This window comes from Microbacterium sp. NPDC055903 (genome assembly GCF_053615555.1).
The window spans coordinates 1,790,692-1,805,498 of sequence record NZ_JBSHCA010000001.1; the positions used below are offsets into that span (position 1 = coordinate 1,790,692).

Genomic DNA, 14,807 nt, shown 5'->3' on the forward strand with positions numbered 1-14,807 from the left:
CTGTCGATATGTCCGTCAAGAGGTGCCGGTGCGACCGTCTGAGGAGATGGCATGGCCCGGCTCCTATGCCCACGGCGAACACGGGCATACGGCATCCGCCACGTGGTTACTCTCGATGTATCAACGCTTCGACCCCGCGTCTTTCGAGAAGGAACGGCAACGGGGAACGAATCAAGGAGTGAACATGTTCGAGAGATTCACGGACCGAGCCCGTCGTGTGGTCGTCCTCGCCCAGGAAGAGGCGAAGATGCTCAATCACAACTACATCGGCACCGAGCACATCCTGCTCGGCCTCATCCATGAGGGCGAGGGTGTCGCCGCGAAGGCCCTGGAGTCCCTGGGGATCTCCCTCGACGCCGTGCGCGAGCAGGTGCAGGACATCATCGGCCAGGGTCAGCAGCAGCCGACCGGCCACATCCCCTTCACGCCGCGCGCCAAGAAGGTGCTCGAGCTGAGCCTGCGCGAGGCGCTGCAGCTGGGTCACAACTACATCGGCACCGAGCACATCCTGCTCGGCCTCATCCGCGAGGGCGAGGGCGTCGCCGCCCAGGTGCTCGTCAAGCTCGGCGCCGACCTCAACAAGGTCCGCCAGCAGGTCATCCAGCTGCTGTCCGGCGCCCCAGGTCGTGAGCCGGCCGCCGTCGGCGCGCAGACCAACGACTCGCCCGCCGGCAACCAGGGCGGCTCCCAGGTGCTCGACCAGTTCGGTCGCAACCTGACTCAGGCCGCGCGCGACAACAAGCTCGACCCCGTCATCGGGCGCGAGAAGGAAGCGGAGCGGGTCATGCAGATCCTCTCCCGCCGCTCCAAGAACAACCCTGTGCTGATCGGCGAGCCCGGCGTCGGCAAGACCGCCGTCGTCGAGGGCCTCGCCCAGGCCATCGTCAAGGGCGATGTTCCCGAGACGCTGAAGGACAAGCAGCTCTACTCGCTCGACCTCGGCTCGCTCATCGCCGGATCCCGCTACCGCGGTGACTTCGAGGAGCGCCTCAAGAAGGTCACCAAGGAGATCCGCACCCGCGGCGACATCATCGTCTTCATCGATGAGATCCACACCCTCGTGGGTGCGGGCGCCGCCGAGGGCGCGATCGACGCGGCAAGCATCCTGAAGCCCCTGCTCGCCCGTGGCGAGCTGCAGACGATCGGTGCGACCACGCTCGACGAGTACCGCAAGCACTTCGAGAAGGATGCTGCGCTCGAGCGCCGCTTCCAGCCGGTGCAGGTCAACGAGCCGAGCCTGCCGCATGCCATCAACATCCTGAAGGGCCTGCGCGACCGCTACGAGGCGCACCACAAGGTGCAGATCACGGACGGCGCGATCGTCGCGGCGGCGAACCTCGCCGACCGCTACGTCTCCGACCGCTTCCTCCCCGACAAGGCGATCGACCTGATCGACGAGGCGGGCGCCCGCCTGCGTCTGAGCATTCTGTCGTCGCCGCCGGAGCTGCGCGAGTTCGACGAGAAGATCGCCGCCGTGCGCGAGCAGAAGGAGCAGGCGTCCGAGGAGCAGGACTTCGAGAAGGCCGCGTCGCTGCGCGACGAGGAGAAGAGCCTGCTCGCTGAGCGACTGCGTCTCGAGAAGCAGTGGCGTTCGGGCGACGTCGCCACCAAGGCGGTCGTCGACGAGGGTCTGATCGCCGAGGTGCTCGCCCAGGCGACCGGCATCCCGGTGTTCAAGCTCACCGAGGAGGAGTCCTCGCGGCTCGTCTTCATGGAGAAGGCGCTGCACCAGCGCGTCATCGGTCAGGAGGAGGCCATCGCGGCCCTCTCCCGCACGATCCGCCGCCAGCGCGCCGGCCTCAAGGACCCGAAGCGCCCCTCGGGCTCGTTCATCTTCGCCGGCCCCACCGGCGTCGGAAAGACCGAGCTCGCCAAGGCGCTCGCGGAGTTCCTCTTCGACGACGAGGGCGCTCTCATCTCGCTCGACATGAGCGAGTTCGGTGAGAAGCACACCGTCTCGCGGCTGTTCGGCGCCCCTCCAGGGTTCGTCGGCTTCGAAGAGGGCGGCCAGCTCACCGAGAAGGTGCGCCGCAAGCCGTTCTCCGTCGTGCTCTTCGACGAGATCGAGAAGGCTCACCCCGACATCTTCAACTCGCTGCTGCAGATCCTCGAAGAAGGCCGTCTCACCGACGGCCAGGGTCGGATCGTGGACTTCAAGAACACGGTCATCATCATGACGACCAACCTCGGCTCGTCCGCGATCGCCGGAGGCCCGGTCGGATTCCAGATCGAGGGCAACGCGCAGACCAGCTACGAGCGGATGAAGGGCAAGGTCGACGAGGAGCTCAAGCGCCACTTCAAGCCCGAGTTCCTCAACCGCGTCGACGACGTCATCGTCTTCCCGCAGCTGTCGAAGACCGAGCTCGTCCAGATCGTCGACCTGTTCGTGAAGCGCCTCGGCGAGCGTCTGCTCGACCGCGACATGACGGTGGAGCTCACGCAGGCCGCCAAGGAGCGCCTCATCGAGGTCGGCTTCGACCCGGCACTCGGTGCCCGCCCGCTGCGCCGGGCGATGCAGCGGGAGATCGAGGACCAGCTGTCCGAGAAGATCCTGCACGGCGAGCTGAACGCCGGCGACCACGTCAAGGTGGATGCCGAGAACGGGAAGTTCCTCTTCGAGACCGGCCCCCGTGGCGAGAAGGTCTCGGTCGGAATCAACACCGGCGGTGCCATCTCCGGGACGCCAGACTTGGCTGTCGCCAGCGGAGAGTGACCTGAAGAAAGGCCCGGATGCTTCGGCATCCGGGCCTTTCTCGTCCCACTCGCGTGTCGGCCGATGCGCCGAACGGTCGGGCCGGGCGGGGTCGGCCGGGCCGAGTCCCGGGCGCCACGTGCGCACGGTGGCGTGTCGTGGTGCGACGCGCCGGTGCCGCAGGCATCCACCCGGGATTCGGCCCGAGGCGACGGAACCGCCAGGCGGAAGGTCAGTCGTTCCAGGACCAGATGTCGTCGCCGCGCAGCGTCGCGTCCGCGCCGCCGTCGTCGTAGATGACCTGACCGGCCATGTGGGAGTTCTCGACGCTCGTGAGCCAGATGAGCAGGTGCGCGATCGACTCCGGCGGCTGGTGACCGTTCAGCGGCATCGGCACGGATGCGTCCAGCAGTGCGCGCCCCTCGGGCGTGCTGACCAGGTCCGCCGTCATGGGTGTGAGGACGACGCCGGGGGCGACGGCGTTGACCGGGATGCCCGCACCGGCCCACTCCGGCGTGATCGAAGCGCGGCGCACCCACCGGGCGAGCGCGCGCTTGGACGAGGGATAAGAGAGATAGCCCAGCTCAGCGCTCTGCGCGGTGAGCCCCTCGGCGATCTCCAGCGCCTTGGCCTCGTCGCCGGCCAGAGCGGCCTCGACCATCTCCGCCGAATGCGCCTGCAGCGAGGCCATCGACGAGACGACGGCGACGCGCGGAGCATCCGAGGCTGCGAGCGCGGGCCGAAGAGCCTCGAGGAGCTCCGTGACGCCGAAGTAGTTCACCGAGATCGTCTTCGGGATGGGAGCCGAGATGCCCGCGCAGGCGATCACGCCGTCGATCGCGCCGCCGGCGGCCTCGATGGCGGCAGCGGCTGCATCGAGGCGGCCCTGCGGGGACGAGAGGTCGGCCTCGACGTCTGCGCCACGGAGGTCGATGCCGATCACGCGCTCACCGCGCTCCTGCAGGATCCGTGCGGTCGTCGCGCCGATACCGGATGCGGATCCGGTGACGACATAGGTGCGTGCCATGGTGTTCTCCATTCTGCGACCGCGATCGCGGTCGTCGTTCAGCGGGCGCGGATGCGCGCCCTGAGTCATCGAGGGGTGCTGTCCCCGGGGGCCGAGAGCAGCGGGTCGCGGCTGAGGGCGCCCACGAACCGGGTGAGCTGGGCCGCGAAGGCCTCGGCCTCGGCGGCGTCCCAGCCCTCGAGGGCCGCGGCGACCATGATGGTGCCTTGCTCCACGAGGCGACGGTGAACCTCGGCGCCGGCCGCCGACAGCGTGATGATCATGGCCCTGGCATCCTCCGGGTCCGCGTTCCGCTCGATGAAGCCCGCGCGCTCGAGCCGCGTGAGCTGCTTGCTCATCGTCGGACGGCTGAGCCGCAGCGCGGCGGCAAGCTCGCTCGCGCGGACAGGGCCCTCGAGGCCGAGGAAATAGAGCGGCGGGATGTCCACCGGATCAACCTCGACCTGCGCGGCGGCGGCCACCGCCGCCTGGGTTCCGGCCGAGCTCCATCGCGTCGTGAGGTGGGTGAGTGCTTCGAGCATCCGGGCATCACGCGTTCCCATGTCCGCGACCTTACGCCCCTTAGTTGCCTGAGGCAACTGTCTTCGGAATGTTCCGGGGTCTGCCGAGCCGGATCCCGGGAGGTGGATCGCTCGCGCGGCGTGTCCTTGCGCGGTGCGCGGCGGCGCGCCGCATGCGCCCGGGATCCGGCTCGCTCGACCGGCTATCGCGGCGGCGGGTACACAACCGGATGCCCGCGCCTCCGTCGCGGCGTCCAGGCAGTGCAGGGGTGCGAGTTCTAGGCTGGATGCCGTGAGCTACACCGTCCGCCCCGCGCGCAGCGCCGACGTCCTCGGCATCCACCGGCTCCTGGAGCCGATGGTCGAGCGACGCATCCTGCTCGGAAAGGACCTGGCCGTGCTGTACGGCGCGACGCAGGAGTTCGTCGTCGCCGAGCACGAGGGCGAGCTGATCGGCTGCGGCGCCCTGCACGTGATGTGGGAGGACCTCGGTGAGGTCCGCACCCTGCTCGTGCGCGAGGACTGGCTGCATCATGGCGTCGGCCGCGCGATCGTCGACGCTCTCGAGGCGCGCGCCGTCGAGCTCGGGCTGAGCCGGCTGTTCTGCCTCACCTTCGAGGTCGACTTCTTCACCCGTCGCGGCTTCTCCCCGATCGGCGAGCAGGTGGTCGATCCCGACGTCTACTCGCAGCTGCTGCGCAGCCCCGATGAGGGTGTCGCGGAGTTCCTCGACCTCGCGCACGTCAAGCCGAACACCCTCGGCAACACCCGGATGATGAAGGTGATCTGATGGCGGCGCGACAGTCCGCCGCGGTCTATCGACGCCGACGCCTCGTCGTCGCGCTCGCCGCGCTGCTCGTGCTCGCGCTCGTCGCCGCGGCGGTGTGGCTGCTCATCGCCAGGCCATGGGAGGCCGCGGAGCCGACGGCGACCCCGACGAGCACCTCCGTCGACACCCCCACCCCCTCGGGGACGCCGACGACGGATGCTCCGACGCCGAATGCCTCGGAGAGCCCCGGCGTCGTCGCCTGCGAGGCATCGGACATCCTCGTCGAGGCTGTCACGGACGCAGAGTCGTACGCAGAAGGTGCGCTGCCCGAGCTGTCGATCTCGTTGACGAACACCGGCTCGTCCGATTGCACGATCAACGTGGGCACGACGACGCAGCAGTTCGTCATCACCAGCGGCGAGGACACCTGGTGGCGCTCGACCGACTGTCAGGAGAACCCCAGCGACCAGTTCGCCACCCTCAAGGCCGGCGAGACCGTCACCAGTGCCGAGCCGGTGGTCTGGGACCGTACGCGGTCGAGCGTGGACTCCTGCGACCAGGAGAACCGTCCCCGCGCGCCGGGTGGTGGCGCCTCGTATCACGTGGCCGTCTCGATCGGCGGCTTCGACAGTACGGCGACGCGGCAGTTCATCCTCTCCTGACGCATGCTGACAGGGCGTCCGTTTTGGGATACCATTGAAAGTGGTTCTCCGGGCTAATCGGTGAGAAATGCCATCCCCAGTGGCGTCGACTTCAGCGTCCCCAGCGCTTCGACATTCGCCGGAGGAGAGCCGCAGGACCCTCTCGAGTTCCCCAGTCCCCAATGGAGTACTCGAGAGGGTCCGCCCTTTCTCTAGGCTGGATGCATGGCACGTAAGAAGACCGCGAAGCCGGCTCCGGAGGACTTCCGTTCGGAGGCGCTCGCCCTGGCCCTCGAGAAGCAGGACATGGCGGCCGTCGCGCTCGCCCTGCGCAACGGCACGACCGTCGTTCCGCTCATCAGCCCTGGTGCGCGCGACAATCCGCTCGACAGCGGCGAGGTGTGGACCTATCGGGACCCGAACTCCGGCGACGTCGCGCTGCTGCTATTCAGCGACGCCAAGAACAAGCCGGCAAACCTTCCGCCCGGTGTGGGCATCTACTCCGCCGACTGGCTGCGCGGCTTCCTGACGAAGCACGCGGACGCCATCACCACGGTGTTCCTCGACATCGCGGGTCCGCATCCCATGCAGGCCCCTCCTGCCGAGCTGCTGAAGGCGCTCGACATCGCGCGCTGAGCGGATGCCTCCGGCCTCGCTGTTCGATGACCGGACGGCGAGCGCTCAGAACGGAGGGATGTCGGTACCGCGCGGAGCGCGGCGGCCCCGAGATCGCACATCGTCGAGGGCGGCCTTGAGCGTTCCGGAGCGCTCATCCACGACCTGCGCATAGCCGAGGCGCGCGGCCTCGCTGCGTCGCTGGGTCGCCTGGGTGACAGGGCGCACCTCACCGGCGAGGCTCAGCTCGCCCACCACGGCGATCGTGCGCGGCACGGACTGATGCTGCACCGATCCCGCGACGGCGATCGCGATGGCGAGATCTGCGGCAGGCTCGGTGAACCGCACGCCGCCGACCGTGGAGACGTAGACGTCCTGGTCGCTGACCTTCACACCCGCCCGTCGCTCCAGCACCGCGAGCACCATCGCGACCCGCGAGGCGTCGAGCCCGTGCACGATGCGGCGCGGGTTCGGGCCGGAGGCCTGGATGGTCAGCGCCTGAACCTCGACGGGGAGGGCCCTGCGGCCCTCCATGGCGATCGCGACGCAGGTGCCGGGCTCCGGGGTGCCCTGAGACAGGAAGAGGCCGGATGGGTCGGGCACCTCGACGATGCCGTGCCCGGCCATCTCGAAGCAGCCGACCTCATCGGTAGGCCCGAATCTGTTCTTCAGCGCGCGCACGAAGCGCAGGGAGGTCTGGCGGTCGCCCTCGAAGTGGCAGACGACGTCGACGAGGTGCTCGAGCACCCGAGGTCCGGCGACTTGGCCGTCCTTCGTGACGTGCCCGACGAGGACGATCGGCAGATCGCGCTCCTTCGCGATGCGGATGAGCGTCGCCGCGACCTCGCGCACCTGGCTCGGCTGCCCGGCCGCTCCGTCGATGAGCCCCGAGGCGACGGTCTGCACCGAGTCGACGATGACGAGCTCCGGCTGCACCTCGTCGATGTGCCCGAGGATCGTGGCGAGGTCGGTCTCGCTGGCGAGATAGAGGTCGTCGTGCAGCGCCCCGGTGCGTTCGGCCCGCAGCCGCACCTGGCCGGGCGACTCCTCCGCGCTGGCGTAGAGCACGCGCCGCCCCGCGCGTGCGGTGGCGGCGGCGACCTCGAGCAGCAGCGTCGACTTGCCGACGCCGGGTTCTCCGCTGAGGAGGATCGCCGCGCCGGGCACGACGCCGCCGCCGAGCACGCGGTCGAACTCGCCGACGCCGCTCGTGCGGCGGGGGGCCTCTGCCGTCGAGATCTGCGTGATCGGGCGTGCGCCCACCGACGGCGCGAGCGCCGTCACCTGCGGCCGCGCGATGCCGACGGACGCTGTCTGCTCGATGACGGTGCCCCACTGCTGGCACTCCCCGCAGCGCCCGACCCACTTCGCGGCCGTCCACCCGCACTCCGTGCAGACGAAGGCGGGGGGAGCGGTGCGGGTCTTGGCCATGAAGCCAGGCTAGTCGCGGCATCCGACACCACCATGGTTATTCACGGCCCTGCGGGAGGTTGGCGTTCAGGTGCATCGGCGATCATGGGTGCATGGCCATCGGCAGGCCCGCGTACGGGCCGATCTCGAGCTACTCCCGGGTGCAGATCCTGCACCTGGTGCAGTCGCGCGCCGGCCGGTCGATCCAGGAGCTGTGCGAGGCGACCGGACTGCATCCGAACACCGTGCGGGAGCACCTGCAGCGTCTGATCGACGGCGGCTACGTGATCGCGGAGGTCGAGCGGCGCACCACGCGCGGTCGGCCCCGCACGCTGTACAGCGCGGCGACCGGTGCGCCTGGAGCATCGAGTCCTGTCGCGAAGGCCAAGGTCACCGCGGCCGCGAAGCGGGGCGACCTGCTGCGCCGGGTGATGCCCGCTGCGGCATCCGACCTCGGCGCGCAGGCCACGCACCAGCTCGACGCACTCGTCGAGCACCTCGAGGAGAGCGGCTTCGAACCCGTCGTCGATGATGCCGCCCTCACCGTCGACCTCACGCCCTGCCCGCACGCGGCGGGGCGTTCCGAGCACCGCGAGGTGCTGTGCGCCGTGCATCTGGGGCTCATGCAGGGCGTCCTCGCGGAGTCCGGAGGGCCGCTCGTCGCCGCCTGCGTGCTGGCGGCCGAGCGGCCCGAGGAGTGCACGGTGCGGCTCGCCCTGAGCCCGGCCTGACGGCTCAGCCGTAGAGCGAGGCGCGCGGCTGCATCGTGATGCCCGCCGCCTCGAACGCGCGGCGGCGCTCCTCGATGCGGCGGTGCAGCTCGACCTGCGCATCGTCGATCGTCTGCTGCGCGAGCGGGATGTTCGCCGGGTAGGCGTCGCCGTGGTGCAGGGCGATGAAGGCGTCGAGCTCTGGCCCCGACGTCCACGAGGTGATGAGCGCATAGCGCGGGGCGTCGCCGCGATGCCAGACGGCGTGCCAGAAGCGCTGGGTGTCGACGAGGATCCGCGAGCCGGCAGGCAGGGGCAGGCGCACCTCGGTGGCCGGGTCGAAGCGGTCCTCACGGAGGATGAGCAGCGAGTCGGCGTCGTCGGTGAGGTTGAGGAAGCCGCGGATCACCCAGCCGGTGCCCTCCTCGTTCAGGCGGTTGTTGTCGTCCTGGTGGAGGTTGTAGATCGCGTCGGCATAGGTGTTGGGCTGCAGCTCGATGACCCGGCAGCGGCCGATGTTCGCGCCGGGCTCGGTCGCGCGGGCCACGAGCGTCGGGGCCTTCTCGGCGTGGATGCTGACCCAGACGCCGTCCTTGTCGGTGCGCGGCGGGGTGTGGTTCCAGAAGCCGTTGCACTCGAGATCGCCGGCATAGCTGGCCAGCGGCGCGAACCGGGTGACTCCGGACGAGCGCCATCCGACGTACTCCAGCTCCCGCCACTCGGCGGGGTCGATCGACCGCTCGTCGCGGTCGAGGACGACATAGCCCGTCTCCTGCAGGGCGGATGAGGTGACGAAGTCCATGAACCCTCCTGTCGAGCATCCGTTTAGGACATCCTAACCAGCGGCGCGGACATCGGCAGAGGCCTCGGCCGGACATAACCTGCGCCGATAGCCTGGAGGCATGACCGAGCCGCAGGGCGCCCTCCTCGTGGGCAGTGTGAACTACGACGACGCAGAGAAGACCATGCGGGTCGCCGCATCGCTCCTGGGCGATCGCCTCCGGCGCATCCCCGACGGCGAGGTCGGCAAGCGATTCCACTGGATCATGTTCCAGCCGGACGTCCTCGGGCAGGCCGAGGGGATCGAGCGGATCGGCGACGAGCCCATCCCGTTCAAGGCCGGGCTCGACGCGCGGCCGCTGCGGATCGCCGAGGGGGTGGATGCCGCGAGCATCCAGCTCCCGCCGCTCGGCTACGCGGCGGCGGCGATCGAGTCGTATGCGGTGTTCACCCGGCTGAGGGCCGAGGGAGCGATCCCCGCGGGCATCCGCTTCCAGGTGTCGTTGCCGACCACCGTCGCCGTGGTCTCGTCGTTCTTCTTCGGCGAGGACCGGGCGAGGATCGACCCGGTGTACACCGCGGCACTGCTCGGCGAGGTCGAGGAGATCCTCGCCACCATCCCGCACGCCGACCTCGCGATCCAGTGGGACGTCGCCAGCGAGATGGGCGTCATCGAGGCCGCTCCCGCCTTCGGGCGCGTGATGGACGTGTGGTGGGAGGGCGATCCGTTCCCCGGCCTCGTCGAGCGGCTCGCGGCGTTCGTGGATGCCGTTCCCGCCGACGTCGAGGTGGGCATCCACCTCTGCTACGGCGACGTCGCGGAGAAGCACTTCTTCGAGCCGACGGATACGGCGACCCTCGTCCGCTATGCGAACGCCGTGATCGCCGCATCCGCACGCCCCGTCACCTGGCTGCACCTGCCGGTGCCGATCGAGCGCGACGACGAGGCGTATTTCGCCCCGCTGGCAGACCTGTCCTATGCCGGCGAGCTGTACATCGGACTCGTGCACCGCGAGGACGCAGTGGCCGGTGCGCAGCGGCGCATCGCCGTGGCGCAGCGCTTCGTGTCGACGTTCGGCGTGGCCACGGAATGCGGCATCGGCCGTGCGCCGGAGGGGACGACGGAGGGGATCCTCCAGACCCACGCAGAGGTCGCCGCTGCCTGGTGAGTGCGCGCCCGGGGGTTCCGCTCGGGCGTCCTGTTTGTTAGATTTTGGAACTAAGTAGCGCACCTGGTCCGTGGGTGCCCAAGGCGAAGGAGCCGCATGGCCGTCATCGAACTGTCCGAGAACTGGACCGTCACCGCCGTCTCAGGACCGGCTCCGGATGGCGTCGCAGGCGTGGCGATCCCCGCCCGAGTGCCGGGCGCCGTGCACCTCGATCTGCACCGTGAGGGTCTCATCGCCGAACCGTTCGACGGCGCGAACGAGACGGATCAGCAGTGGATCGGCGATGTCGACTGGTCGTTCACGACGAGCTTCGAATGGCACGAGGACGGCTCCGAGCGCCGGGACCTGGTCGCGGACGGGCTCGACACGATCGCGACGGTCACCCTGAACGGCGTGGAGGTGGGCCGCACCCAGAACCAGCACCGCTCCTACCGCTTCGACGTCGGCGCCGCGCTCGTCGACGGGCGCAACGAGCTGCGCATCGACTTCGCCGCCCCGGTGCCGGCCGCCCTCGCGCGATCCGAGGAGCACGATCCTCGTCCGCACACCAACCACCATGCCTACAACGCCCTCCGCAAGATGGCCAGCAGCTTCGGGTGGGACTGGGGCATCGACGTCGCCGCATCCGGGATCTGGAAGCCGATTCGTCTCGAGACGTGGTCCGGGGTGCGGATCGCGTCCGTCCGGCCGCTCGTCGATGTGGACGGGACCACGGGCATCCTGAACGCGCATGTGGCGATCGAGCGCGCAGACGGGCTGAAGGCGGGCCCGGTGACCGTGCAGGTCGAGGTGGACGGACGTGTCGGCGCGGTCGAGATCCCCGCGCATGAGACGGCCGCATCCGTGCGCGTCGAGGTGCCGGATGCTCAGCTGTGGTGGCCGCGCAGCCATGGCGCCCAGCCGCTGTACGACGTCGCCGTGAGCGTCGGCCAGGGCGGCGGCTCGACGATCGATTCCTGGGCGGGGCGCGTCGGCTTCCGCACGATCCGCGTCGACATCGCGCCCGACGAGCACGGCAGCCCGTACGCGGTGCACGTGAACGGCCGACTCGTGCAGATCCGCGGCGCCAACTGGATCCCTGACCACGCGTTCACCACCGAGGTCGATCGCGATCGCTACGCGCGCCGTATCGCGGATGCGACCGAGGCGAACATGAACCTGCTGCGCGTGTGGGGCGGCGGGATCTACGAGGCCGACGACTTCTACGAGATCTGCGACGAGCAGGGGGTGCTCGTCCAGCAGGACTTCCTGTTCGCGTGCGCCGCCTACGCGGAGGAGGAGTGGCTCGCCGTCGAGGTGGAGGCCGAGGCGCGCGAGGCGATCACCCGCCTCTCGGGTCACCCGTCTTTGGCGATCTGGAACGGCAACAACGAGAACATCGTCGGCTACACCGACTGGGGATGGCGGCCGCGCCTGGGCGGCAAGACGTGGGGAGAGGGGTACTACCGGCGGCTGTTCCCCCGCCTGCTGGCCGAGCTCGACCCGACCCGCTTCTACTCCGCGGGCAGCCCCTACTCGTTCTCCTCGTACGTCAGTCCCAACCTCGACACCCATGGGACGGTGCACATCTGGGACGTCTGGAACCAGAAGGACTACACCGCCTACACTGAGTGGAACCCGCGCTTCGTCGCCGAGTTCGGCTTCCAGGGGCCGCCGGCGTGGACGACGCTGGTCGGTGCCGTGCATGACAGTCCGCTCGAGCCCTACGGCGAGCAGATGCTCGTGCATCAGAAGGCGCACGAGGGCAACCTCAAGCTCGAGCGCGGGTATCTGCCGCACCTGCCGAAGCCGGCGACGATCGATGACTGGCACTGGGCGACCCAGCTGAACCAGGCGGCGGCCGTGCGCTTCGGCATCTCCCACTTCCGTTCGCTCGCCCCCTACAACACGGGTTCGATCGTGTGGCAGCTCAACGACGACTGGCCCGTCATCTCCTGGGCCGCGGTCGACTTCGAGGAGCGCCGGAAGCCGCTCTGGTACGCGCTCAAGGCCGTGTACGAGCCGCGGTTCATCACCGTGCAGCCCCGTGACGGCGTCCTGGCCGCTGTGCTGCTGAACGACCACGACGAGCCCTGGGCCGGCGAGGTCGCCGTTCGTCGTCTGGCGTTCGACGGCACGGTGCTGGCCGAGGCGTCGATCGCGGCGGACCTTCCCGCGCGCGGCGAGCAGACGCTCGCGCTTCCCGAGGGGCTGCGGGCGGCGGCGGATGCCTCCGGCGAGGTTCTCGTCGTGGATGCTCCTGGCTTCGCGCGCACCATCCACGACTTCGCCGAGGTCGTGGACCAGCGACTGGACAGGGCGCCGTTCACCACCGGGGCGACGCGCGTCGGTGCCGATATCCACGTGCGGATCTCGGCCTCCGCGTACGTGCGGGATGCTTTCGTGCTCGCCGATCGCGGTCACGCGGATGCCGCTGTCGACAGCGGTCTGGTGTCGCTGCTGCCGGGGGAGGAGCACGTCTTCGTCGTGACGGGTGCCCCGGCCGATGTCGATCCGAGCGCGTTCCTCGGCGCGCTGGTGCTGCGTCACGCGGGAGACCTGCAGGCCTGATCGTCTGCACAGGGAGAGCGCGCCCGTCGACCTCGGTCGGCGGGCGCGCTCTCGTCGTCTCCGGCCGACCCAGGGTGCAACTTAGTTTCAATTGTGACAAAGGCTCTTGACGGAGTTCGTTTCAGTGCGTAACAATGACCGGTGCGGGGAGAGCGAACTCCCCGCCCCTGCAACAGCGCAGGGAACGCGACGCCGACGGTGATGACGCCGTGGCGTGAGGAAAGGATCACCGATGCTTCTTGGCTCACCACGCGCGCGACGCGCGACGCTCGCCCTCGCCGCAGGCACCGCGGCGCTCGGGCTGGTTCTGACCGGATGCGCCCCTGGCGGCGAATCCGGCGGTTCGAGCGGGGCGTCCGGCGACGCCAGCACGCTCATCGGCTTCACCGGACAGGCCGGCGACTACCAGATCAACTTCAACCCGTACTCGCCGACCAAGATCGGCGGCCTCGGCACCATCTACGAGTCGCTGTTCTTCGTCACCAACGTCAACACGGAGGCGTTCACGCCGCTGCTCGGCACCGAGTACACGTGGAACGAGGACGGCACGCAGCTGGACATCACACTGCGCGACGACGTCTCCTGGTCGGACGGCGAGCCCTTCACCGCCGACGACGTCGTCTTCACCTTCCAGCTCATCAAGGACACCCCGGCCATCAACACCGGCGGCTTCCAGGGCGAGATCACGAAGGTCGACGACACGCACGTGAGCATCGCGTTCCCCGAGCCGGCGTTCGTGACCGGCCCTGAGGTCCTCGGCAAGACGTTCATCGTCCCCGAGCACATCTGGAGCGAGATCGACCCGGTCGCCGATGTCGTGGCCGAGCCCGTCGGCACCGGTCCCTACGTGCTCGACAACTTCAAGCCGCAGGCGTTCACCCTCGCCGCGAACGAGGACTACTGGGACGGCGCCCCGAAGGTCGAGAACATCCGCTACCTGTCGCTGTCCGGCAACACGGCAGGTGTCGACGCCCTCGCGGCCGGCACGATCGACTGGCAGACGGGCCCTGTCCCCGACATCGAGAACGTCTCCAAGAACTACCCCGGCTACGAGGCGATCACCATCGGCATGAACCAGATGGCGCTGCTGACCTGCTCGAACGCCGACCTCGGCTGCACCGGCCCGCAGACCGATCCCGCCGTCCGCAAGGCCATCTACTACGCGATCGACCGGCCGCAGGTGAACTCGCTGGCGTTCCAGAACACCGCGAGCGACATGTCGCCCACCTTCGCGCTGCTCCCCGCGCAGGAGGAGTACATCTCCGACGCGATCGAGGAGACCACCGTGCCGAGCGCACCGGACCTCGACAAGGTCGACGAGCTGCTCACCGGCGCCGGATACGAGAAGGGCGCCGACGGCATCTACGCCAAGGACGGCCAGCCGCTCACGCTCACCATCGAGGTCGTCACCGGCTGGACCGACTACATCACGGCCATCGACACCATGGCGCAGCAGCTGAAGGCGGCGGGCATCGGCGTCACCGCGGCGCAGTCCTCGTGGAACGAGTGGACAGACAAGAAGAGCAAGGGCACCTACCAGCTCGCGATCGACTCGCTCGGCCAGGGGGCCGCGAGCGATCCGTACTACCTCTACAACAACAACTTCTCGACGGCCAACACCGCCAAGGTCGGGGAGGCCGCTCCCGTGAACGTGTCGCGGTTCAGCGACCCCGCGGTCGATGAGGCCCTCGCCGTGCTGAAGCGGACGAACCCGGACGACACGGCCGCACGTCAGGCGCAGTTCGACATCATCCAGGCGGCGATCGTCGAGGAGATGCCGTACATCCCGATCCTCACCGGTGGCACCACAAGCGAGTTCAACGCCGAGAAGTTCACGGGCTGGCCGACGCTCGACAACCTCTACGCCTTCCCCGCCATCTGGGCCTCTCCGGACAACGCCCAGATCTTCAAGGCGCTGACGCCTACGGGCGAGTGACCATGACC

At 69.2% G+C, this 14,807-nt stretch carries 12 protein-coding genes; 8 read left to right on the forward strand and 4 right to left on the reverse strand.

The window, feature by feature from the left end; all coding sequences use genetic code 11:
• The first annotated feature begins 184 nt into the window (after nt 1-184).
• Entirely contained in the window at nt 185-2,713 is a 2,529-nt protein-coding gene (locus ACWGJP_RS08220; protein WP_452329268.1) for an ATP-dependent Clp protease ATP-binding subunit, read from the forward strand.
• Between the two features lie 211 nt (nt 2,714-2,924).
• On the opposite strand, the gene ACWGJP_RS08225 is transcribed toward ACWGJP_RS08220, so the two are convergent.
• Both ACWGJP_RS08225 and ACWGJP_RS08230 read right to left on the reverse strand, forming a co-directional pair.
• Nucleotides 2,925-3,719, reverse strand: a complete 795-nt coding sequence (locus tag ACWGJP_RS08225; protein WP_452329269.1) for an SDR family oxidoreductase — start codon at nt 3,717-3,719, stop codon at nt 2,925-2,927.
• 65 nt (nt 3,720-3,784) lie between these two features.
• Nucleotides 3,785-4,261: a MarR family winged helix-turn-helix transcriptional regulator gene (locus tag ACWGJP_RS08230; protein ID WP_452329270.1), complete on the reverse strand. Its 477-nt coding sequence runs from the start codon at nt 4,259-4,261 to the stop codon at nt 3,785-3,787.
• Between the two features lie 250 nt (nt 4,262-4,511).
• Between ACWGJP_RS08230 and ACWGJP_RS08235 the strand changes: the two genes are divergently transcribed.
• From ACWGJP_RS08235 to ACWGJP_RS08245, 3 genes are all read left to right on the forward strand, one after another.
• A complete protein-coding gene (locus tag ACWGJP_RS08235; protein WP_452329271.1) occupies nt 4,512-5,009 on the forward strand; it encodes an amino-acid N-acetyltransferase in 498 nt (165 codons plus the stop codon).
• Complete coding sequence (locus tag ACWGJP_RS08240) at nt 5,009-5,650, forward strand: hypothetical protein (protein ID WP_452329272.1); 642 nt, start codon at nt 5,009-5,011, stop codon at nt 5,648-5,650. Before ACWGJP_RS08235 ends, ACWGJP_RS08240 begins: the two co-directional genes overlap by 1 nt.
• A 204-nt stretch (nt 5,651-5,854) precedes the next feature.
• Nucleotides 5,855-6,265, forward strand: coding sequence for a dehydrogenase (locus tag ACWGJP_RS08245; RefSeq protein WP_452329273.1), 411 nt, complete (start codon nt 5,855-5,857; stop codon nt 6,263-6,265).
• Nucleotides 6,266-6,310: 45 nt separating this feature from the next.
• Here ACWGJP_RS08245 and radA read toward each other — a convergent pair whose 3' ends face one another.
• Nucleotides 6,311-7,675 carry a DNA repair protein RadA gene (radA, locus tag ACWGJP_RS08250; protein ID WP_452329274.1) on the reverse strand — a complete coding sequence of 455 codons (1,365 nt, stop codon included), beginning with the start codon at nt 7,673-7,675 and terminating at the stop codon, nt 6,311-6,313.
• 92 nt (nt 7,676-7,767) lie between these two features.
• On the opposite strand from radA, the gene ACWGJP_RS08255 reads away from it, so the two are divergent.
• Entirely contained in the window at nt 7,768-8,385 is a 618-nt protein-coding gene (locus tag ACWGJP_RS08255; protein WP_452329275.1) for a winged helix-turn-helix transcriptional regulator, read from the forward strand.
• Nucleotides 8,386-8,389: 4 nt separating this feature from the next.
• Here the strand turns inward: ACWGJP_RS08255 and ACWGJP_RS08260 are convergent, their stop codons facing one another.
• A complete protein-coding gene (locus ACWGJP_RS08260; RefSeq protein ID WP_452329276.1) occupies nt 8,390-9,166 on the reverse strand; it encodes a hypothetical protein in 777 nt (258 codons plus the stop codon).
• Between the two features lie 100 nt (nt 9,167-9,266).
• On the opposite strand from ACWGJP_RS08260, the gene ACWGJP_RS08265 reads away from it, so the two are divergent.
• The 3 genes from ACWGJP_RS08265 (at nt 9,267) to ACWGJP_RS08275 (ending at nt 14,799) form a co-directional block, all read left to right on the forward strand.
• Nucleotides 9,267-10,313 carry a hypothetical protein gene (locus tag ACWGJP_RS08265; protein WP_452329277.1) on the forward strand — a complete coding sequence of 349 codons (1,047 nt, stop codon included), beginning with the start codon at nt 9,267-9,269 and terminating at the stop codon, nt 10,311-10,313.
• Between the two features lie 96 nt (nt 10,314-10,409).
• Nucleotides 10,410-12,863, forward strand: a complete 2,454-nt coding sequence (locus tag ACWGJP_RS08270) for a glycoside hydrolase family 2 protein (RefSeq protein ID WP_452329278.1) — start codon at nt 10,410-10,412, stop codon at nt 12,861-12,863.
• A gap of 232 nt (nt 12,864-13,095) precedes the next feature.
• A complete protein-coding gene (locus tag ACWGJP_RS08275; protein WP_452329279.1) occupies nt 13,096-14,799 on the forward strand; it encodes an ABC transporter substrate-binding protein in 1,704 nt (567 codons plus the stop codon).
• The last annotated feature ends 8 nt before the right edge of the window (nt 14,800-14,807 follow it).